Below are 22,043 nucleotides of genomic sequence, written 5' to 3' on the forward strand. Positions count from 1 at the left end.
GGAACACGGCCCCGCCGGTTCCGGTGGCGCTGACGACTGAAGGACAAAGAACGTGGGGGAAAGAACCCCCACCGAACCCCACCCCTCCCGCCCGTGGCCTGCGCTCACTCGGGAGGGTGAACATCCCCGGTCCGGCTGGATTTCGGGGCCCGCCAGGCCCGAGGCTCGGCCCAACGCAGGACCCACACCGACAGACATGCGACGGCCCCCGCAGGGACGGCAATCCCAGTGCGAGGGCCTGACCACCGAGGAAGAGAAGAGCTTCCCGATGGGTATCCAGAACCCTAACGTGCCCTCACGCGTCCAGGCCCGTATTCCGGGCCGTACGCACCCGGGCCGGGGCCACCGCGTCGGCGGGCTCCAGCACGACAACACCCGCCACACCGCCCGCTTCACCGTGATCGGCAACCACCTGGCCCAGCACGGCGAACTCTCGCTCCTCGCCATCGGGCTCGGCACCCACCTCCAGTCGCTGCCGAAGGGCGCCCCCGCCGACATCAGGACGCTCGCGGCCCGTTTCCCCGAGGGAGCCACCCGGATCGCCGCCGCCCTGCGCGAGCTGGAGACCCACGGCTACCTGCGCCGCGAACGCGTCCGCACCCCCGCGGGCCGGATCGTCACCCGCACCACCTCGTGCAACCAGCCGACGGCGGCCCGTCACCGCACGGGAAAACCCGCCTCTGCCTCCACCCCCGCCGCTGCCCCGGCCCTCACCGTCGGCCCTCCGGCCGCCCCCGCCTCCCCGGTGGCGGCGGAACCGCAGCGGCGTGAGGCATGCGAGGAGCGCACGCAGCCCCACCCCCGCGGAACACGCGCGCCCCGCAAGCCGCTTCCGGACGTCCCGCACCCCGTCTGTTCCGTCCCCGGGCTGTTCCAGGCCGCCGCCGACCTTCTCGCGGACCTGCATCGCCACAGCCCCCACCTGCTGCTCTCCGCCGCAGACGCGGCCCACCTGACCCCTGGCGTCGCCGCCTGGCTGGAGCGGGACGTCACCCCCACCGCCGTACGCCGCGCCCTGAGCGCCGACCTGCCGCCCGAGGGCGTACGCCGCCCCGCCGCCCTCCTGGCCCACCGCCTGACGGCCCAGTTGCCACCCCCGCCCCCGTTCCGCGCACCGGTCGACCCCGCGCCGGCGGAGACCGAGGTCCGCAACTGCGACGGCTGCGACCGAGGCTTCCGCGCCCCCGTCCCGGGCCCCGACCGCTGCCGAGACTGCCGAACCGAGTGCGAGGAAGCCGCCTAGTTGTGTTGCGGCCATGACGTGGGTGGCGGGAAGCAGCCCTGACGAAGCCGGGACGCGCCAGTACTGCCAGCTGGTGCGGGCCCGGCAAGCGAGACGGAGAGGAGTGCGCGAGGAACCGGCGTCTCCGCCTCCTTGACCTTGCGCTTTCACGAAGCGGGCTGTTCGAGGCTTGATCAGGAACATGAGAAGTACTCCTGACCTGCAACGACAGGACTTGCCGAGGGTCCTGTTGGCTGCGAGGAAAGAAGCACTTCCCAGGTGAAGAGGCGTATCGGGCCGTATCCGCATGTCCGTGTCGAGGGCGGCGGCCGCGGGGTGGTCTCCCGGCCGGGTCCGTACTGCTGGTGGAGACGGTCCGCAAGACCGGCCCTGATCAGGCAATATCCGCCGCGCTCGCCCCGTGGCGTAAGCAGCGGGCTGTCCACGGTCCCGGCAAGGTCCTCCTGGACGTCGTCCTGGCGGTCGCACTGGGCGGGGACTGCCTCGCGGACGTGGCGATGCTGCGGGCCGAGCCGGCCGTCTTCGGCCCGGTCGCCTCGACGCCGACGGCCCGGCGGCTGCCGGCCGTCGTCGGCGAACGCGTACTGGACCGCCTGCGCTCAGCCCGGGATCAGGCACGGGAAGTGGCTCGGCTGCAGGCATCCGGGACCCGCTCCGGCATACCGGCGGCGAAAGCCGGTGGGCGCGAAGTGCCGGGCCTGGTCCTGGACTTCGACGCCACACTGCTTCCGCGCATGGTCGGGACGGGTCATCCGGCGCATACGTTCCTGTGGTTGTGCGTGTCGACGGTCTGCGCGGGCCCTACTCTGGCATCCGGCACGCACATCGAGTCCTCCGGGCCTGGCCTGCCCGTTCGGGTCGGCCGTTTCGCCGTGCCACCTGCTTCCCGCAGTCCGCGGCGGAGCCGGTCGTCCGTCAGCCGCAGAAAGCGCATGCCGTGTTCCGCACCTACCTGTTGCCCGTCGAGGCCGCGATCACCTTGTTCCCGCTCGTCGCCGCGGTGATCCTGGGGCCGGCCGCAGTCCGCGGGTACCGCAGGCGCGGCCGGGCAGGGGGCTGGCCGGTTCTCGTGTTCTACAGCTTCGTTTTCTACCTGCTCGCCGCGCTACTGCAGACGGTGATGCCGCTGCCCGCCCGCGCAGACGAACACTGCACCTCCGTCCACTACGCCGCAGAACCGCAGTTGGAGCCCTTCGCCTTCCACGCCACGATCTCCTCTGCGGGTGGCGGCAACTGGTCACCCGGCGCGCTGGTACATCTCACCCCTATCTGGACCACGCTGCTCAACGCCGTGCTGCTCCTGCCGCTGGGCATCTATCTCCGTTACCACCTGCGGCAGCGGCTGATCCGTGCGGCGTCCGCGGCTTTCGTCACCTCCCTGTTCTTCGAAACCACCCAGTACACCGGTCTGTGGTTCGTCTACGCCTGCCCCTACCGGCAGTTCAATGTGGACGACCTCATCCTCAACACCGCCGGCGCGGCCCTGGGGTGGATCGCCGCCGGCCCTCTCATCCGCCTGCTGCCCGTCAACGACCCCGACCGTGAACGCCACCGCTACGCAGGGCGCGTCACCCTCACCCGACGGCTCTTCGCCTTCCTCACCGACCTGGCCGGCTGGCTCATCGTCTGGACACTGGCCACCGGTCTGCTCGCCGTCGCCACCTCCTGGCATACCGGTCGGCACTACGCGCTGCCGATCGGCGCCGTCCTCGGGCTGGTCTGGTTCTGGCTGCTGCCGGCCGTCTTCGCGACCACTCCCGGCAAACGGGCCGTGCTCCTGCACCTCACCCGGCCCGACGGCACCCGAGCAGGTCCGCTGCGCCTCACCCTGCGCGCCTGGATCGTGTACTGCCCCCTCGCCCTGGCCTGGAGCGCCCTGACCCACCACACCGCGTCGCTCGAGCTCCCCGAACTCGCCGGTCGACTGCTTCCGCACCTCACCCTGCTCGCAGCTGTCCTCATTTGGGGCGGCCCAGGACTGACAGTCCTGCTGCGTCGGGACCAGGGAACCTGGTACGAACGGTGGACCTCCACCGTCAACACAGCCCTCCGCAACCCCCGTCAATCCCCAGTCCCGCCCCCGCGAGAGGCCGCAGGGGCGCGCTCTTCCGATCTCCGCGTTCCCGACGCCGATCACTGACCGCCGCTCCGGCCGCTGGCCGTCGGAAGCAGGGCGCGCCTCCCAGCGGACATCCAGAAGACGAGGGAGCCCGGCTCTGTCCGGGCAGCGCCCGTAGGCCCGGCGCTTCGGGATTGGTAGCGAGTCAGGACCTCGTGGTGATGATGAGGGCGTAGGAGCCGATGCCGGTCAGCGCGGCACCGGGGTGGTGGTCGTTGACGCCGTGCACGGTCAGGACCGCTCCCGTGTCGGTGTCGATGTCCTGGAAGGTGCCCACCGCGGCGCCTGGTCGGTGAGGATGCGGCGGCCGACCAGGTCCTTGCAGACGGCGGCGGGGGCGGCAGGATCGTCGTCGGTGTCCTGCAGGGCATGGGTGCGGGCCATGACTGCGTCGTGGCCCCTGGTCGACGGCGACCTGGAACAGCGCCGCCCCATCGACGAGGCCGCCGTGACGGACGCCATCGACTGGATCGAGCGGATCGCCCTGGCCATCGCGCGCGTAACTCGACGACGAGGCGTGACGGCCTGGCCGGCACAGGCCGACCGCCGTCGCACCGATCCGGGGGTTCGGGGGCCGGACGGTCACAGCGGCGCCCCCGTGTATACGGTCCGCCGCCGCCGGTGAGGCAACGCGGCGCGGCACGGGCGTGCGGTGGCCGGATGATCAGGGGGGTGTGGTGACGGTCGCTCCGCGTGCCGTGAGTGCGGCCACGGACGCGCAGGGGTGGCCTTCATCGGTGTGGAGCATCCGGCGGGGCACCCTGACCTTCCGCAGGGACGGCAGGGCGGACAGCGCGTCGTAGTCCGTGAGTCCCGAGCAGTGGCCGAGGTCGATCTCGGTGAGGTGGGGCAGGCCGGCCAGGGCGCTCACGTCCTCCAGGTCGGCCAGGCGCGGGACGTGCAGGACGCGGAGGTGCTTCAGGGCCGCCAGGGCGGAGAGGTCCTTCCAGGGCATGTCCTCCACGCCGACCTCCTCCAGGGAGCCGCCGGGGACGTCGACCACGCGTGGGCAGGAGCCGAGGCTCAGCGCCCGCAGCCCGGGACACGCTTCCAGGGCGCGCAGCGACACCAGGTCCGGCATGCCGTGGACGGTCAGCCTGGTCAGCGACGAGCCGGTCAGGCCGCCGAGGTCCGTGAGCGCGGGGCAGTCCCGCACCGAGAGCGTCTCCAGCGACGGCAGACCGTTGACGCGGTCGATGTCGGTCAGGGCGGGGCAGCGGAAGAGGTACAGCCTGCGCAGTGCCGGCAGACCGCCGGGATCACCCGGGGTGCGCAAGCCGCGGCACATGTGGAGCCGCAGCTCGGTGAGCCGGGCGAGGGTGCCCAGGGACTCCAGGTCCTCCAGCCGGTCGCAGTCCCGGATCTCCAGTTCTCCGAGGGCGGGCAGGGCGGCGAGCGCGGAGAAGTCCCGCAGGGAGGGGCAGCCGTCGAGCGTCACGGCCGCCAGGCGGGGGAGTCCTTCGACGCCCTTGAGGGATGTGAGCCGTTCGCACTGCCGCACGCTCAGCAGGGTCAGGGACGTCAGGCCGGACAGGGCGCTCAGGTCGGTCAGTCCGGCGCACGCGTCGACGCCGAACGAGGCGAGGCCGGAGTGCGTCCCGAGTCCGTCGAGCGTTCTCAGGCGCGGGGCGCCGACGACGCGCAGGTGCCGCAGGGCGGCCAGTCCGTCGACGCCCTCCAGGCCGCGGAGGCGGCGGCAGTCGCCCAGGACCAGGCCGGTGAGCGCGGGGAGGCCGCCCAGCCCGCTCAGGTCCCGGACCCCGGTGCCGTCGAGGTCGAGGGCGGTGAGCCGGGGCAGCCCGGACAGCTGACGCGCCTCCTCGAAGGCCTCGCAGCCATGGAGCGACAGCCTTCCCAGCGCGGGAAACGCGGCGCCGAAGCCGACGGCGGAGCGCACCCCGGTCATGCCCAGGTCCAGCTCGCGCAGCGAACCCAGCGTCAGCAGCGGGGTGACGTCCTCCACGCGCCGGCACCCGCGCGGGCCGAGCCGGGTCAGCCCCGTGAGGCCGCCGAGCGGAGTGAGGTCCTCTACGTCCGGGCAGTCGCTCAGGTCGAGGTCGGTCAGCCCGGTGAGGGCGCCGAGGTCGGTGAGGTCCGTCAGCCGCGTGCAGCGGTCGACGCGCAACGTGCGGAGCATGGTCAGGTGGCGCAGGCCGCGGAGGGACGTCATGCGGCGCAGCCGCAGCTCGGTCAGCCCTTCGCGGGCGAGGGCGGGGGCGAGCAGGTGTGCGCAGAAGCCGTCCGGATCGGCGGCCGTCGGCCACAACCGCGGCAGGGCCTGTGAGTCGTACTCCGCCGTCCTCGCGAACCGGGCGGCCAGCCCCAGCGCCTCCCCGCCCTCCGGGAACAGGAGGAGGTCCCGGACGGCCCTGCAGGCGCGGGTCGGTGAGGCGTTCCCCCCGGTCCAGGAGCGCCCGGTACGGGTCGAGCCGGGACGCCGCGCCGGAGCTGTTCGAAGTCATGGAACGCAACCTAAAGGCGGGGTGTGACAACGCCGTGCCCCCGCCCCGGCCGGGGGCCTCGTAGGCTGGCCCCATGACGGAACTGCCCGCTCGGCGGCTGCTGCTGGTGCACGCCCACCCGGACGACGAGTCGATCAACAACGGGGCCACCATGGCCCGCTACGCCGCCGAGGGTGCGCAGGTGACGCTGGTCACCTGCACGCTCGGTGAGCGGGGCGAAGTCATCCCGCCCGAGCTGGCCCACCTGTCCGGTGCCGCTCTCGGGCAGCACCGGATGGGGGAGCTGACCGGGGCGATGCGCGCCCTCGGTGTCGACGACTTCCGGCTGCTCGGCGGTGCCGGGCGCTACAGCGACTCCGGGATGACGGGCCTGCCCGACAACGACGACTCCGGCTGCTTCTGGCAGGCCGACGTCGACCAGGCCGCCGGCCTCCTCGCCGAGGTGATCCTCGAGGTCCGGCCCCAGGTGCTCGTCACGTACGACGAGAACGGCGGCTACGGGCACCCCGACCACATCCAGGCGCACCGTGTCGCCATGCGCGCGGTCGAACTCGCCGCCCGGGACGGGTGGGACATCCCCAAGGTCTACTGGAACCGGGTGCCCCGCTCCGTCGCCGAGGCCGCCTTCGCGCGGCTGGACGACGCACTGCCCGGGCTGCCGTTCGACAAGGCGGGCGAGGTCGGTGACGTCCCCGGCGTCGTCGACGACGAGCTGGTCACCACCGAGATCGACGGCACCGCGTACGCCGTTGCCAAGGCCGCCGCGATGCGCGCCCACGCCACCCAGATCACCGTGGCCGAGCCGTACGCCCCGTACTTCGTGCTCTCCAACGCACTCGCGCAGCCGCTGTTCACGACCGAGTACTACGAGTTGGTGCGCGGTGCGCGGGCCCTCGGCCGGGAGAACGACCTGTTCGCCGGGGTCGAGGGCGGCACTGCGTCCGGGACGGGGGAGGCGTCGTGAGCGGCCGGACGAACGGGAACGGGAACGCGCCGGTGTCGGCGCTGGCTCAGCCGCTGCGGCTGCCGTCCCTCGGGCGGATCGCCGTCTGCGTGGGGCTCTTCCTGCTCGGCGCCGTGGTCGGGGTCGCCGGGACGCTGGTGCAGCCCGCGTGGTTCCCGGGCGGGCTGCTGCTCGCCCTCGCCGCCGAGGCCGGGCTCTGTCTGGGCGGGGCGCTCGCGCTGCGCAGCCGGGCCGGGGCCGCGTCGGCCGCCGGCGGCTGGGTGCTCGTCGTCCTCCTGCTCACCGCCAGCCGGCCGGAGGGCGACTTCGTGTTCGCCGCGGGAGCCGGCTCCTACTTCTTCCTGCTCGGCGGCATCGCCGTCGCTGTGATGTGTGCCACCCTTGCGCCGGGACGGCAACCGGGCGGCGATCCCGTCCGACTTGGGAAGTGACGTACCGCTTCGCCGCGGTGGCGCGTGCGGGTCCGGTGGGGGTTTCCACCACGGTCAGGAGATACCGGCCGGATGTGGCCAGTATGGTGGTGCGCGCGCCGTTGAGCCTCCCCGAACTCTCGGCTCCGGTCGAGTTGGGGGAGACCCCCACCGTGAGGTCGTGACGGGCGGCGGAGCCAACCAGGAGAACCTGCCTTGAGTCGTGAAACTGACACTCCGTCCAACGGGCCCAACGGGCGCGGCGGAGCCGCATATCCGTCGGGCACCCCGCCCTACGGGATTCCGGCGGTTCCGGGCGAGGCGGCGGCCACGCGCCGGCCCGCCGAGCAGCGTCCGGACGACCGCAAGACCGAGACCACGCTGACGACCAGAATCCGGATCAACATCCCCGGGTCCCGGCCCATTCCGCCGGTCGTCGTGCGCAAGACCGTCACGGACGGCGAAGGCACGGACGGTACCGACACCCAGGGTGCCGACCGGGACCGGGGCGGGGCCAACGCCCAGACACCGGCGCCGGGTTCCCCCCGGGCGCCGGGCGCCGGCAACGGAACAGGCCCCGGCTACGGCCCCGGTGCCGTCGAGCCTGCCGCCGCGGGCGCGCAGGGCGGCCCGCAGGCCGCGCCGCAGCCGTCCGTGCCGCAGCAGGCGGCCCCGCCGGACAAGCCGACCAGCGAGTGGTTCGCGCCGCGCAAGTCCGGTCCGGGCAAGGGCACCGCGGGCGGCGGCTCCGGCAACGGGGCCGGTCCGGCGGGCGGTTCGGGTCCCGCGGGCGGCCCGAGGGCGCTCGGCGCGGGGCCTTCGGGCCCGCCCGGTGCTCCCGGCGGCGGCGCGCGTCCGGGCGGACGTCCGCCCGGTGTGGGCGGCGGCATGAGCGTGACGGGCGGCGGCTCCCGGCCCGGTGGCCCCGGCGGCACGAACGGTTCCGCACCCGGCGGCGGCAACGGCTCCGGGCTCTCCGGCGCGACCGGCGGGCCGGTCGCCCCCGGGCACGGCGGCGGCACCGGTTCCTTCGACGTGACCGAGGCGCTGGCCGGCGGCCCGCTCGGCAACGGCGGTACGCGTCCGGGCGACCAGCGCCCGGACGCGGGCGGCAACGGCGGCGGCGAGCCGCACCTCGACGGCATGCCGTTCTTCACGGACGACGACCTCGAAGCACGGAACGGCCAGGCGGGTCACCCGGGTCAGCCCGGTCACCCCGGCCAGTCGCCGTACGGCGGTCAGGGCGGTCCTGCCGGTCCCGGTGGGCCCGGTGGGCCCGGTGGCGCCACGGCCGGGCCGGTCACCGGTCGGACCGGCCCGGTGGGCCTGCCGCCCGGCAGCGGTCCGCGCGACGCCCACGGCGGCCCCCACCCCGGCGGTGGGCTGAGCGACGACACCGCGAGCCTCACCCCGCAGCTCCCCGCCCCCGAACCGGGCACCCCGGGCTACGGAGCCCGCCGCGACAACGTCTCCGGGCAGACCGTCACCAGTGGCATCCCGGTCGTCCCGGCGAGCGCCTCCTTCGACGCGGGCGACCCCTTCGACGCCCCCGGCACGCACACGCCGCCCAGGCTGCCCGAACCGGTCACCCCGCCCCCGGCGACCTCCTCGAAGGCGCCGAAGAAGAAGGGCCGCCGCAAGCTCCCCCTGCTCGTCGGCGGCGTGCTCCTGCTCGCCGGTGTCGCCTACGGCGCCGGCCTGCTGATGAACCACTCCGACGTGCCCAAGGGCACCACCGTGCTCGGCGTCGACATCGGCGGCGGCACCCGCGACGAGGCCGTGAAGACGCTCGACCAGGCCCTCGCCGACCGGCTGAACAAGCCGCTCAAGCTGACCGTCGGCGACAAGACCGTCGAACTGGAGCCGGACAACGCCGGACTGCAGTTCGACACCGACGCCACCGTCGGCGCGGCGGCCCGGAGCGACTACAACCCGGTCTCCGTGATCGGCTCCCTCTTCGGCAACAGCCGCGTCGTCGACCCCGTCATCCCCGTCGACGAGGAGAAGCTGCACGCCGCCCTCGAGTCGGCGGGCGGCTCCGGCAACGACGGCACGATCAGGTTCGAGTCCGGCAAGGCCGTCGCCGTCTACGGCAAGCCCGGCGCGGGCATCGACGTCGACAAGTCGACCGCGGCGGTCGAGGAGGCGTACCGGACCCAGGTCGAGACCGGCTCCTCGTCCGCGGTGACGGTGCCGACGAGCACCCAGGAACCCACGGTGTCCAAGGCCGAGGTCGACCGGATGATGAAGGAGTTCGCCGAGCCGGCGATGTCCGACCTGGTCACGGTCCGGACCGAGACCGGTCAGAGCATCGCCTTCAGCCCGGAGAAATCGCTGTGGAAGTTCCTCGGCGTCAAGGCGCAGGACGGGAAACTGGTCGAGTTCTACGACCGGAAGGCGCTCCAGGAGCTCTACGGCGACGTCTTCGACGGCGTGCTCATCACCCGCGGCACCGGGGAGAAGACCCCCGTCACCGTCGAGGACGTGATCGGCGCCCTGCGCCCGGCGCTCCAGAGCACCAGCGACCGCGTCGCCGTGATCGAGACCGACCCCAGCTGACGCCGGGCCGACCCCGGCCGAACCCGGGGCCGGCCCGGCGGCCGAGCCCTGTACGACACCCGTCGTGCGGGGCTCAGGTGTCTTCGCGCCGCACCGTGCACAGCGCCCAGATCATGACGCCGGAGAGGGCGATCATGACGACCGACCAGACCGGGGCGTACGGCAGGGAGACGAAGTTGGCGATCATGATGAGCCCGCCGATCGCCACACCGGCCACCCGTGCCCACGTGTTGGCCTGGAACAGCCCGATGCTGATGAGCACGGCCAGCGCCCCCAGGGCCAGGTGGATCCAGCCCCAGGCCGTGAGGTCGAACTTGAAGACGTAGTTCTCCGTGGTGACGAAGACGTCGTCCTCGGCGATCCCGGAGATGCCCCGGACGATGTTCAGGATTCCGGCGAGCATCAGCATGACGCCGCCGAAGACGGTCAGTCCGCCCGCCCACTCGCGCTTGGCGGAAGATGTGTGCGCACGGGCCTGCGCCTGTGTGTGTTGGGCGTGAGCCGAAGCCATGTCGCGGCCCCTTTCGTTCGCCGTACGGGTTGGTTGTACGGGTGTGTGCGTGTGCGGTCAGCGGGTGTGTCCCGTGCCGTGGCCGCTGAGCACCAGTTCCTTGGCCCGGTCGAACTCCTCGTCGGTGAGGTCGCCGCGCGAGCGGATCTCGGACAGCCGGTGCAGTTCGTCGACGGTGTCGGCCTGCCCGCCGCGGCCCGCCGCGGTCTCCCTGATGTAGCTGTCGAACGCCTGCTGCTGCGCACGGGCCTGCGCGCCCTCCCGCCGGCCCATGTTCCGGCCGCGGGCGACGACGTAGACGAACACGCCGAGGAACGGCAGCACGATGACGAAGATCATCCATCCGGTCTTGGTCCAGCCGCTCAGCGAGTCGTCCCGGAAGACGTCGACGACGACCCGGAACAGCAGGACGAACCACGTGACCCACAGGAACAGCAGCAGCATCGTCCAGAAGGCCCCGAGCAGGGGATAGTCGTACGCGAGGTAGGTCGCGGAGCTCATGGCTCTCCTCCGTCCGGCACGGGTGGTGCGTGCCGGACCCAGACTGCCCCGGCCGCGGCCGTGCGGCCTCACCCCTGACGGGTGATCTCGGAGGGGCCCGGTCCGCGGTGAGCTGGGGGTGGACGTACGCCGAAGCCAGGAGGGCGGACCATGACCGCACCGAGCGCCGTCGAAACGGCTCCCTCACCGGCCGGGCGGGCCGGCCACGGCCGGACGACCCGCAAACGCGTCCCCCGTTCGGCGCACAGCCTGTTCGACCCCGGCCCCGACCGCTTCGACCCGGTCGACGTGCTCGCGCGCCAGTCGGCCACCAGGGTGCCCGAACTGGTCCCGATCCGGTACGGCCGCATGCTGGAGTCGCCGTTCCGCTTCTACCGCGGCGCCGCCTCGATCATGGCCGCCGACCTGGCGACGCTGCCGCGCACCGGCCTCGAGGTACAGCTGTGCGGCGACGCCCATCTGCTGAACTTCCGGCTGCTCGCCTCACCGGAACGGCACCTCGTCTTCGACATCAACGACTTCGACGAGACCCTCCCCGGCCCCTTCGAATGGGACGTCAAACGCCTCGCCACCAGCCTCGTCATCGCGGGCCGCGCCAACGGCTTCTCCGCGCGGGAGCAGAACGAGGCGGTCATCGCCTGCGTACGGGCGTACCGCGCACGGATGCGCCGCTTCGCCGACATGCGCACCCTGGACATCTGGTACGCCCAGGACGACGTCGACCGGATGCGGGGACTTCTCGGCTCCTCCCTGGAGCCGTCCGTCCGGCGTCGTGCCGACCGGGCCGCCGCGCGGGCCCGCAGCCGCACCTACCTCCAGGCCGTCGACCGCCTCACCCGCGTCACTCCCGAAGGCCGGAGGATCACCCCGGACCCGCCCCTGATCACCCCCCTGCGGGACCTGCTGCCCGGCGCGCGCGGCCACGGCGAGGAGGCCGAACTGCGCACCGTCGTCGAGAGCTACTCGGGCACCCTCTCCTCCGAGCGCCGCCACCTGCTCAGCCGCTACCGCCTCGTGGACACCGCCCGCAAGGTGGTCGGCGTCGGCAGTGTCGGCACCCGCTGCTGGATCCTGCTCCTGCTCGGCCGCGACGACGACGATCCGCTGCTGCTCCAGGCCAAGGAGGCACAGGAGTCGGTGCTCGCGCCGTACACGGACGGCGAACACTTCGACAACCAGGGCCGCCGTGTGGTGACCGGGCAGCGCCTGATCCAGACGTCCAGCGACATCTTCCTCGGCTGGACCCACGTCCTGGGCCTGGACGGCGCACAGCGGGACTTCTACGTGCGCCAGCTGCGGGACTGGAAGGGCATCGCCCGCCCGGAGACCATGGACCCCCGCACGCTCGCCCTCTTCGGGGGCTGGTGCGGAGGCAGCCTGGCCCGCGCCCACGCACGCTCCGGCGATCCCGTCGCGATCGCCGCCTACCTGGGCACCGGCGACCGTTTCGACCGCGCCCTTCCCGGTTTCGCCCAGGCCTACGCCGACCGCAACGAACGGGACTTCGAGAAGCTCGGGGCCGCCGTACGCTCGGGGCGGCTCACCGCGGAGAGCCTCTGAGGCTCCCGCCCGGAGACCGGGCCGTCACGCGGGGTCCGGGCCGTCATGCGGGGTCCGGGCCGTCATGCGGGGTCCGGGCCGTCGCCTGGGGGTCCTGCCGTCACCTGGGGGTCGGGCGCATCTCGACCACCCGCAGGCCCAGCGAACGCAGGCGGGCCAGCAGCCCGTACAGATGCGCCTCGTCGACGACGTGGCCGAACAGCAGGGTCTGCCCCCGCATCACGACATGGTCCAGCTCGGGGAAGGACTCGGTCAGCGCCTGCGACATGTGTCCGTCGACGCGGATCTCGTAGTGCATGAGGCCCTCCTCTCCTCCCACGGTTCGGGCACAGGCGGCAGGGCGGACTGCCCCTGCCCTGCGATCGTCCACCCGGGGCGGCCGTACGTCCTCACCCGGGGCAGGTGAGGAGGCGGAGGTGGTGCGGCGGGCGCCGGTGAAGAACGGCGGGGGCTCACAGCAGCCGCAGGGCGCGGGCCCGGCGTACGGCGTCGGCACGGCGGTTGACGCCGAGCTTCCGGTAGACGCTCTTGAGGTGGGTCTTCACCGTGTTGACCGACACGTACAGGTCGGCGGCGATCTCCTCGGTCGTCATCATCCGGGCCAGTCGCCGCAGCACGTCCCGTTCCCGGCCGCTCAGCTCCTCCACCGGCTCCTGCACGCCGGGCGGCGGCACGTCCGCGGACCCGGTGACGAGCCAGCCCGCGGCCAGCCCCCGCAGCGGGTCCGTGTCCAGCAGCGGCCCGAGCCACGGCCCCGCCTCCACGAAGGGGCGCCGCAGATGCTCGTGCCGGGCGCCGCGCAGTGCCATCGCCAGCCACCGGCGGGCCGTGGCCGGATCTCCCGCCAGGTGGCCGCTCCGGGCCCGTACGAGTGCGGCCCGTACGGACACTCCGGGGCCGGTCCGGCCCGCGCCGTGCAGTGCGTCGAGCAGGTCGGCCGCCGCACCGGGATCGCCCGCCGCGAGCTGTATCCGGGCGGCCTCCACGACACAGGCCGGCTGGTCGAGGGGCACCTCGCGGAGCGCTTCGGCGGCCGCCCCGGGCCGCCTCTCGGCCAGGTGCGCGGCGGCCGTCACCAGCGCCACGTGGCCCCGCAGCCAGGGCGAGGGCGCCTCGGTGGTGAGGGCGGCGGGCGCGTCGGGGCGCGTGGCGCCGGCGGCTGCCCGGAGCGCGGCCCGCGGGTCGCCCCGGGCCAGCAGCAGCCGGGCCGTGACGACGGCCCGCGCGGCCAGGGTGACCGGGTCGACCGGGGCGTGCGGGCCGGGGGTGTCCAGGGCGAGCGCGGCGGAATCCGACGGGGGGCGCGACGCGGCCCGAGCCACGGCACGCGGTGCGGCGCCCGTGGGTGCGGCCGCCTCGTCGAGGAGTTCCCGGGCCCGGTCCAGCTCGTCGCGGTCGACCGCCACCGCCGCCAGTACCAGCCGCTCCAGACCGGTGCCGGGCGGGCCGGGGAGGCCGTACCGCGAGGTCTCCGCCAGCGCCCGGGACGCCTTGTGCTCCGCCCGGCCCGGCCAGCCGTCGAGCTGGTCGATCAGCGCGAGATGGGCCAGGGCGTCCTCCCTGGGGAGCGCCGTCGGCGCCCCGCCGGGGCCCGCCACGGCCGCGGTCAGGACCATCCGGGCGTCCTCGAAACGGCCCGTCCAGAGCCGGGTCGAGCCCAGATGCGCCAGCAGCATCGCGGTCAGCTCGGGATGCCGGTCCAGCAGCTCGGCGGGCACGGCACCACGCAGCTCCCCGGCCAGCCGGACGGCCCGCTCCGCGCGCGGCGACGACCCCGTCAGCCGGGCGGCGAACGCCTCGAGCAGCGCCCAGCACAGGCGCGCGGCCTCCCGGCTGCCCTCCAGGCTCTCGTAGCCCTCCTGACCTCCTTGGCCCAGGACGTCGCCGGCCAACAGCTTCCCGGCCCGCTCCAGACGGGCCGGCCCCCGTTCCAGGTCGCCGCGGGCGAGGTCGCGGGCCGCCCGTACGAGTTCCGGCGCGGGACCCCCGACCCCGGGCGGCATACGGGAGAACAGGTCGTCCAGACCGGCCGAGCGCAGCCCGGTGAACAACTGGCCGACGGCCAGATCGCCGACCAGGGCGCCGGCGGCGAACTCCCAGTCTCCGGCGGCGGCGCCGTGGACGAGCGTCTCCGGAAGGAACCCCGCGTCCTTCAGCCAGCGCGCCGCCCGCCGGTGGAGTTCCGGCGCCAGACCGGGGCCGCGCACCTCCAGATGCGCCCGCAGAATCTCCCCGAAGAGCGGGTGCAGCCGGTACCAGGAGTGCCCGAGATGCTGCACGAACGCGTTGCGGTGGTGCAGCGAGTCCAGCACGGCCCCGGCGTCACAGCGCCCGGTCAGCGCGTTCGCCAGGCCGGGGCAGAACCGCTCCAGGACGCTGACCCGCAGCAGCAGGTCCTGCGTACCGGGCGGCTGGATGTCCAGCACCTCCGCCAGCAGGAAGTCGGCCACCGTGCTCTGCCCGGCCTCGAACTCCTTCAGATACGTCTCCGGGTCGGGGCTCTCCCGCGCGGCCAGCGCGCACAGCCGCAGCCCGGCGGCCCACCCCCGGGTACGGTCGACGAGGGAGTCCACGGTGGCCGCGGGCGGGGACAGACCGTGCCGGCCGAGGAGTTCACCGGCCTCCCGCGCGGTGAACGCCAGCTCCGCGTCCCGGATCTCCGTCAGCTCCCCGGCGGCCCGGTAGCGGTGCAGGGGCAGCAGCGGTTCCGTACGGGACGCCACGACCAGGCGCAGGCCCGGCCCCGCGTGCCGCAGCACGAACTCCAGCTGGGCGGCCGTGTCCGGCGAGGCGACCCGGTCGAACTCGTCGAGCACGAGGACCGCCGGCCGCCCGGCCGTCATCGGGCCGCCCAGCTCCGCCGCCAGCCGGTTCAGCAGCGCCTCGTCCACCCGGCCCGGGTCGGCGGGCGATCCCACCGCCGCGGGCACCGGCACCCCGGCGGCGCGCAGGGCCTCGAGGACGTACGCCCAGAACACGCCGGGGCGCAGCTCCTCCGCGTCGGTGGTGAACCAGGCCACGGGCCGTCCGAGACCGGCCGCCCAGTCCGCGACGAGCAGGGTCTTCCCGGCGCCGGCCGCTCCGTTGACGATCGTCAGGGGAGTGGTCAGGGCGCCGTCGAGATGCCGGGTCAGGCGCTCCCGCCGCAGGAAGGTGTCGGGCCTCGGGGGAATGGCGTACCGGATCCGCAGGAACGGGTCCCCCCGGGGATCGACCCCGGGAGGCCGGGGACCCTCGCCCGGTTCACCGTCCGGTTCCTGTTCCAGGTCCCGTTCTCGTTCCGGGACGTCGCCGATGGTCACCACGCTCACCACCACCCACCGTTCGCCGGCCGCGTCACGCGCAGTGCTTCACCCCATCAGCATCCCAGCCTCCCCCCGGTCCCGCGCGGCGCGGCGGTACCGGTCCGGGCCAGTCCGCGGCCCCGCGAGAGCGGCGCTGCCAGGGCCGGACCGGGTCCTGGCAGCGCCGCTTCCCGCACCCGGGCGGGCGTGGTGGGGCGTGGTGCGCTCAGTGAGCGGCAACCACCACTACAGGCTCCTCGTCGTCCGCCGACCGGGCACGCAGATCCTGCATCTCCGCGGCGCGGCTCTTGATGCCGATGACGGCGGCCACGGCACCGATGACGCACAGGACGCCGGTGACGGTGACGGCGGCGTGCAGACCGTTGACGAAGGCCTGGCCGCTGCCCTCGACGACGGCGGCCCTGATCTGTGCCGACATGCCGTCGGAGACCGGGGCGATGCCCATCGTGACGGCGTCCTCGGCCTGCTCCAGACCGTGCGCCAGGCCCGTCGGGACCCCCGCGGTGGTCAGCTCGCCGAACAGCGAGGAACCGACCTTGCCCGCGATGACGGTGACCAGCACCGAGGTACCGAGCGCACCACCGATCTGCAGCATGGTCGACTGCAGGCCGGAGGCCACACCGCCGTCCTCGACCGGTGCGTTGCCGATGATCGCGGCGGCGGTGGCGGGCAGCACGATGCCGACGCCGAGGCCCAGCGCGATGAACGGCGGCCACATCGTGGCGTAGGACGAGTCGACGCTCCAGGAGAGCATGCCGAACATGGCGGCGCCCGAGAGGACCAGGCCCAGCGGAATCGTGACGCGCGGGCCGAAGCGGGTGGTCAGCTGGGAGCCGATCGGGGAGGCGAACAGGGAGGCGAGCGACAGCGGCAGCGTGCTGACACCGGCCTCGACCGGCGTGTACCCGCGCACGTTCTGCAGGTACAGCATGATGAAGAAGATGCCGCCGAGCAGCACGAAGAAGTTCAGCAGGGTCATGACCGAGCTGGTGGTCAGCGACCGGTCGCGGAACAGGCGCATCGGCAGCAGCGGGTGCTCCTGCCGGGTCTCGTACCAGCCGAAGACGACCAGCAGCGCCAGGCCCAGGACGATGGAGCCGAGGGTTCCGGCCGAGGTCCAGCCCCACGTCTCGCCCTTGACGATGCCGAAGACGAACGCGACCAGGCCCGCGGCCAGCAGGACGACGCCGGGGACGTCGAAGCGGTGGTGACCGGTGGGGTTCTTCGACTCGGCGAGAACGACCGCGCTGAACAGCAGCGCGACGAGGCCGATCGGCACGTTCAGGTAGAAGACCGACTCCCAGGCGACGTGCTCGACGAGCAGACCGCCGACGATCGGGCCCAGCGAGGTCGACACGGCCGAGACCATGCCCCAGACACCCACCGCGAGGGCGAACCTCCTCGGCGGGAAGACGGCGCGCAGGATGCCCAGGGTGTTGGGCATCAGGATGCCGCCCGCCAGACCCTGCAGGGCACGGAAGACGATGACGCCCTCGATGCTGCCGACCAGGCCGATGGCGACCGAGGTGACGACGAACCCGCCGATGCCGGCGAGGTAGTGGAAGCGCCGGCCGAACCGGTCACCGAGCTTGCCGCCGAGGATCATCGAGGCGGCGAGCGCGATCAGGTAGGAGTTGGTGATCCACTGCAGCTCGGCGCTGCTGGCCCCGAGGTCCTTGCCGATCGCCGGGTTGGCGATGGCGACGACGGAACCGTCGAGCTGCACCATGAGCAGACCGAACGACACGGCGAACAGCGCGAGCCAGGGATTGGCCCGGAGCCGCTCGAACTTCGGCCGGGCGGCCGTGTCGGGGGCGGAGTGATCCACGGGAGTGGACGCCATGAAGAGAGCCGTTTCTTTCTCGAAGGGGGACGAACGAACCGCACGGCGGAGGGCCGTGGTCCGGCGGCCGGCCCGGAGCGCCGCCCGGCCGGTCGAAGGCAGGACGGGGCGGGGCGGGGCGCACGGGGGCCGCACACAGGGCTGTCCGGGGAGGACCGCCCTCGGAAAAGGGGAAGGGGCGGCGAGGGGACGGACGCGCCGGAGGACGGACGAGCGCTTCACCGCTTCATCGCGGGAACGCGCGCTGCGCGAGCCGGCGACGCCGTCGTCAGAGGGCTGCCGAGTGGAGCTGCCGGGCCAGCGCGTTCAGCGCGCCGAGGGCGGAACCGAGTGCGTCCAGCTCACCCTCGGTGAGGGACCGCATCGCCCGGCCGAGGTGGCTCTCCTCGAGAGCGGTGACCTCGGCGATCCGCTGCCGCGACACGTCCGTGAGGTGGAGGTGGGCGATCCGCTTGTCGACGCCGTCCTGCCGGCGCTCCAGCTCTCCCCGCTCGGTGAGCTGGGAGACCAGTGCGCTGACGTTGTTCGGCTTCATCAGCAGCGCCCCGGCCGCCTCGCGGACCGTGGTGCCCTCGTTCTGTGCGACGAAGCGCAGCAGTGCGAGCTGCCCCTCGGGCGGCTTCGGGTGCGGATACTCGCCCGCCACCCGCCGGTCCAGGGCCCGGTGCAGCACGGGAAGGCACGCCGCGAGCTCGGAGCTCACGTGTGCGACGCGCTGTTCGGAGGCACTGCTGGTGGACACCCGTGGATATTAAGTATCCAGTCATACCTATGTCAATCGAGGTATGAGGCGGGTCTGCGGGCGCGGCTCATGCGGCCCACGGCGCGAGCCTCAGTTGAGCAGCGCCCGTGCCGCTCGGGCCTCGCCGCGGATCCGGTCCGCCGCCGGCTCGTCGACCGCGGCGACCACGTCGGCGTACGCCTCCAGCTCCGCCGCGCCGTCGAGGACCTCGCCGCGCCGCACCAGCAACTGGGCCCGTTCGTACCGCAGCTCCGCCGGGCGCGCGGGGAGCAGCAGGGACAGGTCCAGTGCCCACAGCGCCACGTCCGACCGCTCCGGGCGGGCCTCGGCCCACGCCCGGATGTTGTTCAGGACGCGCAGCACGACCTCCAGCGGATCGGCGGGCGTCAGCATCGACGGGTCCAGCGCCGCCCCCGTCGCCCCGGCGACCAGCAGCTCCGTGTCGGCCCCGGTCAGCACCCGGCCACCCTCGAAGGGATCGACGAGCACCTGCTGCTCCGGGTTCGCCACGTCGGGGTGCGCGCCGGCCACGCCGAGGCCGACCACGAAGTGGCCGGGCAGGCCGACCCCGTACACCGGCGCCCCCGCCCGCCGGGCGACCTCCAGCCACACCACCGACAACAGGATCGGCAGCCCGCGCCGGCGTCGCAGCACCTCGTGCAGCAGCGACGACTCCAGGCGCTGGTAGTCGCCCGGGGTGCCGTGGAAGCCGCACCGCTCGCCCAGCAGCTCCCGCAGCGCCGACGCCCATGCGCGCGGGGCGCCGGGCCGGTAGGGGAGGCGGCCCGCCAGCGCGTCCAGCTCGATCTGGGCGGCGTCGATGCCCGCGTCGTCCAGCGTGCCGTCCGCCTCCGCGCCGATCAGCAGGCACAGCGTGGCGAGATCCGGCCGCTCGGACCGGGCCTCCTCGGTGAACCGCCGCCGCAGCTCGGCGGAGCGTTCCGGGGGCGGGGGATGGGGGGAGCGCATGACCGGTTCGTGCCCTCTCAGGGCGACCCGTCACCGGCCGGAGCCGACGACCGGGGCGCGCGGTAGTGGTGGTAGGCGTGGTGCGTGGCGAAACCCATCCTGTCGTACAGGGCGCGCGCTCCCGTGTTGCCGGCCTCCACCTGGAGCCAGGCGGCCGACGCGCCCTCGTCGAGCGCCCGCCGGGCCAGCGCGGCCATCACGGCCGTCGCGAGCCCGCGCCGCCGCAGCGCCGGATCCACCTCGACGGCCGCGAAACCGGCCCACCGCCCGTCCACGACACACCGCCCGATGGCCGCGGGGCCGTCACCGGCACCCCCGTCGTCCCCCGGCACGGTCGCGAACCACACCGACGGGCCGCTGCCCAGCACCTTCAGGGCGGCCTCGCTCAGGCCCCGGCGTCGGTAGCGCGCGAGCCACGCCTCGCCGGCCTCCCGGGACAGGACGACGTCCGCCCCGGCGGATTCCGCGCCGGACGGCCCCGGTCCCAGGTCGGCGACCGGCGCGAGCCCGCCGACCCACAGCTCGGCGGTCACCTCCCGCACCCAGCCCCGCCGCTCCAGCTCCGCGCCCAGCGCCTCCTGCGTGCCCTCGGCGCCGGTCGCCGTCTGCACGTAGGCGGGCAGCCCGCGCCCGGCGTACCAGCGGCGTACGGCCGTCAGCGCCTCGTCCAGCGGCACGCCCGGGTCGCCGAGCGGCAGCACCGAGTTGGCCCGGCGGGTGAACCCGGCCGCCGCCCTCAGCTCCCACGCGCCCAGCCGCTCGCTCTCCACGGGCCGCCACGCCCGCGCGGCGACCCGGGCCAGCTCCTCGTACGAGGCGGCCGGTCCGCGCCGGCGGGCCGGTGCGGACGGGACCACCTTGCCCGCGACCAGCGCGGACTCCCGGACGAGGACGCTCTCGCCGTTCTTCCGTGTGATCCGCAGCACACCGCTGTCCCATGATGTGAGAACTCCGACGGCGTCGGTGAACTTCCCACCCGGGGGACCATGTTCGACCAAGCTCCGTACGGAGACCCGTTTGCCCACGTCAGCAGTGGTGATGCGGACCTCGAGACGCCCGGCGGCGGATATTTCCACAGGTCGGTTCACCCCTCCTGTTCGGATCGTGCCCAGGAACGGAGATACTAGGGGCGGGCATCGACGACGCCGCGCTCCCGCGCGCCAGGCGGCGGAGCCTGAGGAGGCCCGCCGGCGCCCTATCGAGGAGGAACGACAGCGTGACCTACGTCATCGCGCAGCCTTGTGTCGACGTGAAGGACAAGGCGTGCATCGAGGAGTGCCCGGTCGACTGCATCTACGAGGGCCAGCGGTCCTTGTACATCCACCCGGACGAATGCGTCGACTGCGGCGCCTGTGAACCGGTCTGCCCGGTCGAGGCCATCTTCTACGAGGACGACACCCCCGAGGAGTGGAAGGACTACTACAAGGCCAACGTCGAGTTCTTCGACGACCTCGGCTCGCCCGGCGGCGCCAGCAAGCTCGGGCTGATCGAGCGCGACCACCCGTTCATCGCCGCGCTGCCGCCGCAGGCGTAGGCGTAGGCGTAGGCGTAGGCATTCGGGCGGCCCGGAAGCGGCCCCCGCCCGCGCCGCCACGGTCCCGTACGGCCTGATCACCTCCGATCGGTGCCGTACGGGGCCGAGGCGTTTGCCGTACCAGAAAGTGAGCGAGAACCCGTGTCCGCAGTCTCCGACCGGCTGCCCACCTTCCCCTGGGACAAGCTGGAGCCCTACAAGAAGACGGCCGCCGCGCACCCCGACGGCATCGTCGACCTCTCCGTCGGCACCCCCGTCGACCCGGTCCCCGAGCCGATCCAGAAGGCCCTGATCGCCGCCGCGGACTCACCGGGCTATCCCACGGTCTGGGGCACCCCGGAACTGCGCGACGCGCTCACCCGCTGGGTGGAGCGCCGTCTGGGCGCCCGTGACATCACCCACCACCACGTGCTGCCGGTCGTCGGCTCCAAGGAACTGGTCGCCTGGCTCCCCACCCAGCTGGGCCTCGGCCCCGGCGACCGGGTGGCGTACCCGCGCCTGGCCTACCCGACGTACGAGGTCGGTGCCCGCCTGGCCCGCGCCGAGTACGAGACGTACTCGCTGACACCAGGCGCCGACGCGCCGGGCCCGACCGAGCTGGACCCGGCCGGCCTGAAGCTCCTCTGGCTGAACTCCCCCTCCAACCCCACGGGCCGGGTCCTCTCCAAGGCGGAGCTGACCCGCATCGTCGCCTGGGCCCGTGAGCACGGCGTCCTCGTCTTCTCCGACGAGTGCTACCTCGAACTGGGCTGGGACGCCGAACCGGTCTCGGTGCTGCACCCGGACGTCAACGGCGGCTCGTACGACGGCGTCGTCGCCGTGCACTCGCTGTCCAAGCGGTCCAACCTCGCGGGCTACCGCGCCGCCTTCCTGGCCGGCGACCCCGCCGTCCTCGGCCCGCTGCTGCAGATCCGCAAGCACGGCGGCATGATGACCTCGGCGCCCACCCAGGCGGCCGTGGTGGCGGCCCTGGGCGACGACGACCACGTCCGCGTCCAGCGCGAGCGCTACACGGCCCGGCGCACCGCGCTGCGGATGGCCCTCCTCGGGCACGGCTTCCGCATCGAGCACAGCGAGGGCGGGCTCTACCTGTGGGCCACCCGCGACGAGTCCTGCTGGGACACCGTCGCCCACCTCGCCGAGCGCGGCATCCTGGTCGCACCGGGCGACTTCTACGGCCCGGACGGCGAGCGGTTCGTCCGCGTCGCCCTCACCGCCACGGACGAGCGGGTACGGGCGGCGGTGGAACGCCTGAAGGCGTAACGCATGACGCGTCACGCAGGGAGCGGCGACGCGAACGCCGTCGGGGCCCAGGTTCTTC

19 protein-coding genes and 1 pseudogene are annotated in these 22,043 nt (G+C 73.6%); 10 read left to right on the forward strand and 10 right to left on the reverse strand.

Translation table 11 applies throughout. The features are described from left to right. Nucleotides 1-268 precede the first annotated feature (268 nt). The 3 genes and pseudogenes from ACFWVE_RS31470 to ACFWVE_RS31480 all read left to right on the forward strand — a co-directional run bounded on the left by ACFWVE_RS31470 (nt 269) and on the right by ACFWVE_RS31480 (nt 3,383). Nucleotides 269-1,243, forward strand: coding sequence for a helix-turn-helix domain-containing protein (locus ACFWVE_RS31470; protein WP_384021459.1), 975 nt, complete (start codon nt 269-271; stop codon nt 1,241-1,243). 258 nt (nt 1,244-1,501) lie between these two features. Further along, nucleotides 1,502-1,971: pseudogene (locus tag ACFWVE_RS31475) on the forward strand (transposase); the annotation flags it as partial. A 209-nt stretch (nt 1,972-2,180) separates the two neighbouring features. Beyond that, nucleotides 2,181-3,383, forward strand: a complete 1,203-nt coding sequence (locus ACFWVE_RS31480) for a VanZ family protein (RefSeq protein ID WP_384021462.1) — start codon at nt 2,181-2,183, stop codon at nt 3,381-3,383. 124 nt (nt 3,384-3,507) lie between these two features. Here the strand turns inward: ACFWVE_RS31480 and ACFWVE_RS31485 are convergent, their stop codons facing one another. Further along, nucleotides 3,508-3,639, reverse strand: a complete 132-nt coding sequence (locus ACFWVE_RS31485; RefSeq protein ID WP_384021466.1) for a hypothetical protein — start codon at nt 3,637-3,639, stop codon at nt 3,508-3,510. Between the two features lie 105 nt (nt 3,640-3,744). On the opposite strand from ACFWVE_RS31485, the gene ACFWVE_RS31490 reads away from it, so the two are divergent. Next, nucleotides 3,745-3,987, forward strand: a complete 243-nt coding sequence (locus tag ACFWVE_RS31490; RefSeq protein ID WP_384021469.1) for a hypothetical protein — start codon at nt 3,745-3,747, stop codon at nt 3,985-3,987. Between the two features lie 39 nt (nt 3,988-4,026). On the opposite strand, the gene ACFWVE_RS31495 is transcribed toward ACFWVE_RS31490, so the two are convergent. Then, complete coding sequence (locus tag ACFWVE_RS31495; RefSeq protein ID WP_384021472.1) at nt 4,027-5,628, reverse strand: leucine-rich repeat domain-containing protein; 1,602 nt, start codon at nt 5,626-5,628, stop codon at nt 4,027-4,029. 269 nt (nt 5,629-5,897) lie between these two features. On the opposite strand from ACFWVE_RS31495, the gene mshB reads away from it, so the two are divergent. The 3 genes from mshB (at nt 5,898) to ACFWVE_RS31510 (ending at nt 9,757) form a co-directional block, all read left to right on the forward strand. After that, nucleotides 5,898-6,788: an N-acetyl-1-D-myo-inositol-2-amino-2-deoxy-alpha-D-glucopyranoside deacetylase gene (gene mshB, locus ACFWVE_RS31500; protein WP_384021475.1), complete on the forward strand. Its 891-nt coding sequence runs from the start codon at nt 5,898-5,900 to the stop codon at nt 6,786-6,788. Continuing rightward, complete coding sequence (locus tag ACFWVE_RS31505; RefSeq protein WP_384021478.1) at nt 6,785-7,219, forward strand: DUF6113 family protein; 435 nt, start codon at nt 6,785-6,787, stop codon at nt 7,217-7,219. The genes mshB and ACFWVE_RS31505 overlap by 4 nt, the downstream gene beginning before the upstream one ends. A gap of 195 nt (nt 7,220-7,414) precedes the next feature. Continuing rightward, a complete protein-coding gene (locus tag ACFWVE_RS31510) occupies nt 7,415-9,757 on the forward strand; it encodes a hypothetical protein (protein ID WP_384021481.1) in 2,343 nt (780 codons plus the stop codon). Between the two features lie 73 nt (nt 9,758-9,830). Here ACFWVE_RS31510 and ACFWVE_RS31515 read toward each other — a convergent pair whose 3' ends face one another. Next, the gene (locus tag ACFWVE_RS31515; protein WP_384021484.1) at nt 9,831-10,268 is read right to left on the reverse strand and encodes a hypothetical protein; all 438 of its coding nucleotides are present in this window, start codon (nt 10,266-10,268) and stop codon (nt 9,831-9,833) included. A gap of 57 nt (nt 10,269-10,325) precedes the next feature. Next, on the reverse strand, nt 10,326-10,769 hold the full coding sequence (locus tag ACFWVE_RS31520; RefSeq protein ID WP_384021487.1) for an SHOCT domain-containing protein: 444 nt from the start codon (nt 10,767-10,769) through the stop codon (nt 10,326-10,328). Nucleotides 10,770-10,919: 150 nt separating this feature from the next. Between ACFWVE_RS31520 and ACFWVE_RS31525 the strand changes: the two genes are divergently transcribed. Next, nucleotides 10,920-12,329: a DUF2252 domain-containing protein gene (locus ACFWVE_RS31525; RefSeq protein WP_384021490.1), complete on the forward strand. Its 1,410-nt coding sequence runs from the start codon at nt 10,920-10,922 to the stop codon at nt 12,327-12,329. Between the two features lie 100 nt (nt 12,330-12,429). Here ACFWVE_RS31525 and ACFWVE_RS31530 read toward each other — a convergent pair whose 3' ends face one another. The 6 genes from ACFWVE_RS31530 to ACFWVE_RS31555 form a co-directional block, all read right to left on the reverse strand. Continuing rightward, complete coding sequence (locus tag ACFWVE_RS31530; RefSeq protein ID WP_384021493.1) at nt 12,430-12,627, reverse strand: hypothetical protein; 198 nt, start codon at nt 12,625-12,627, stop codon at nt 12,430-12,432. Nucleotides 12,628-12,781: 154 nt separating this feature from the next. Then, on the reverse strand, nt 12,782-15,595 hold the full coding sequence (locus tag ACFWVE_RS31535; protein WP_384021507.1) for a LuxR C-terminal-related transcriptional regulator: 2,814 nt from the start codon (nt 15,593-15,595) through the stop codon (nt 12,782-12,784). A 244-nt stretch (nt 15,596-15,839) separates the two neighbouring features. Then, nucleotides 15,840-17,477, reverse strand: a complete 1,638-nt coding sequence (locus tag ACFWVE_RS31540) for an MFS transporter (RefSeq protein WP_384021496.1) — start codon at nt 17,475-17,477, stop codon at nt 15,840-15,842. Between the two features lie 268 nt (nt 17,478-17,745). Beyond that, nucleotides 17,746-18,219, reverse strand: a complete 474-nt coding sequence (locus ACFWVE_RS31545; protein ID WP_384021499.1) for a MarR family winged helix-turn-helix transcriptional regulator — start codon at nt 18,217-18,219, stop codon at nt 17,746-17,748. A 90-nt stretch (nt 18,220-18,309) separates the two neighbouring features. Beyond that, nucleotides 18,310-19,188: a transglutaminase-like domain-containing protein gene (locus ACFWVE_RS31550; protein ID WP_384021501.1), complete on the reverse strand. Its 879-nt coding sequence runs from the start codon at nt 19,186-19,188 to the stop codon at nt 18,310-18,312. Between the two features lie 17 nt (nt 19,189-19,205). After that, entirely contained in the window at nt 19,206-20,264 is a 1,059-nt protein-coding gene (locus tag ACFWVE_RS31555) for a GNAT family N-acetyltransferase (RefSeq protein WP_384021510.1), read from the reverse strand. Between the two features lie 140 nt (nt 20,265-20,404). On the opposite strand from ACFWVE_RS31555, the gene fdxA reads away from it, so the two are divergent. Together fdxA and ACFWVE_RS31565 are read left to right on the forward strand one after the other, a co-directional pair. Continuing rightward, a complete protein-coding gene (gene fdxA, locus ACFWVE_RS31560) occupies nt 20,405-20,722 on the forward strand; it encodes a ferredoxin (RefSeq protein ID WP_055572727.1) in 318 nt (105 codons plus the stop codon). 141 nt (nt 20,723-20,863) lie between these two features. After that, complete coding sequence (locus ACFWVE_RS31565; protein ID WP_384021504.1) at nt 20,864-21,985, forward strand: bifunctional succinyldiaminopimelate transaminase/glutamate-prephenate aminotransferase; 1,122 nt, start codon at nt 20,864-20,866, stop codon at nt 21,983-21,985. Nucleotides 21,986-22,043: the final 58 nt, after the last annotated feature.

Source organism: Streptomyces sp. NPDC058632, assembly GCF_042717095.1.
Lineage (GTDB): Bacteria > Actinomycetota > Actinomycetes > Streptomycetales > Streptomycetaceae > Streptomyces.

Excerpts from the sequence above, each read along its gene's own strand:
- ACFWVE_RS31470 (WP_384021459.1), top strand. The coding sequence starts at position 269 with ATGGGTATCCAGAACCCTAACGTGCCCTCACGCGTCCAGGCCCGTATT.
- ACFWVE_RS31490 (WP_384021469.1), top strand. The coding sequence starts at position 3,745 with ATGACTGCGTCGTGGCCCCTGGTCGACGGCGACCTGGAACAGCGCCGC.
- mshB (WP_384021475.1), top strand. The coding sequence starts at position 5,898 with ATGACGGAACTGCCCGCTCGGCGGCTGCTGCTGGTGCACGCCCACCCG.
- ACFWVE_RS31515 (WP_384021484.1), bottom strand. The coding sequence starts at position 10,268 with ATGGCTTCGGCTCACGCCCAACACACACAGGCGCAGGCCCGTGCGCAC.
- ACFWVE_RS31520 (WP_384021487.1), bottom strand. The coding sequence starts at position 10,769 with ATGAGCTCCGCGACCTACCTCGCGTACGACTATCCCCTGCTCGGGGCC.
- ACFWVE_RS31525 (WP_384021490.1), top strand. The coding sequence starts at position 10,920 with ATGACCGCACCGAGCGCCGTCGAAACGGCTCCCTCACCGGCCGGGCGG.
- ACFWVE_RS31530 (WP_384021493.1), bottom strand. The coding sequence starts at position 12,627 with ATGCACTACGAGATCCGCGTCGACGGACACATGTCGCAGGCGCTGACC.
- ACFWVE_RS31540 (WP_384021496.1), bottom strand. The coding sequence starts at position 17,477 with ATGGCGTCCACTCCCGTGGATCACTCCGCCCCCGACACGGCCGCCCGG.
- ACFWVE_RS31550 (WP_384021501.1), bottom strand. The coding sequence starts at position 19,188 with ATGCGCTCCCCCCATCCCCCGCCCCCGGAACGCTCCGCCGAGCTGCGG.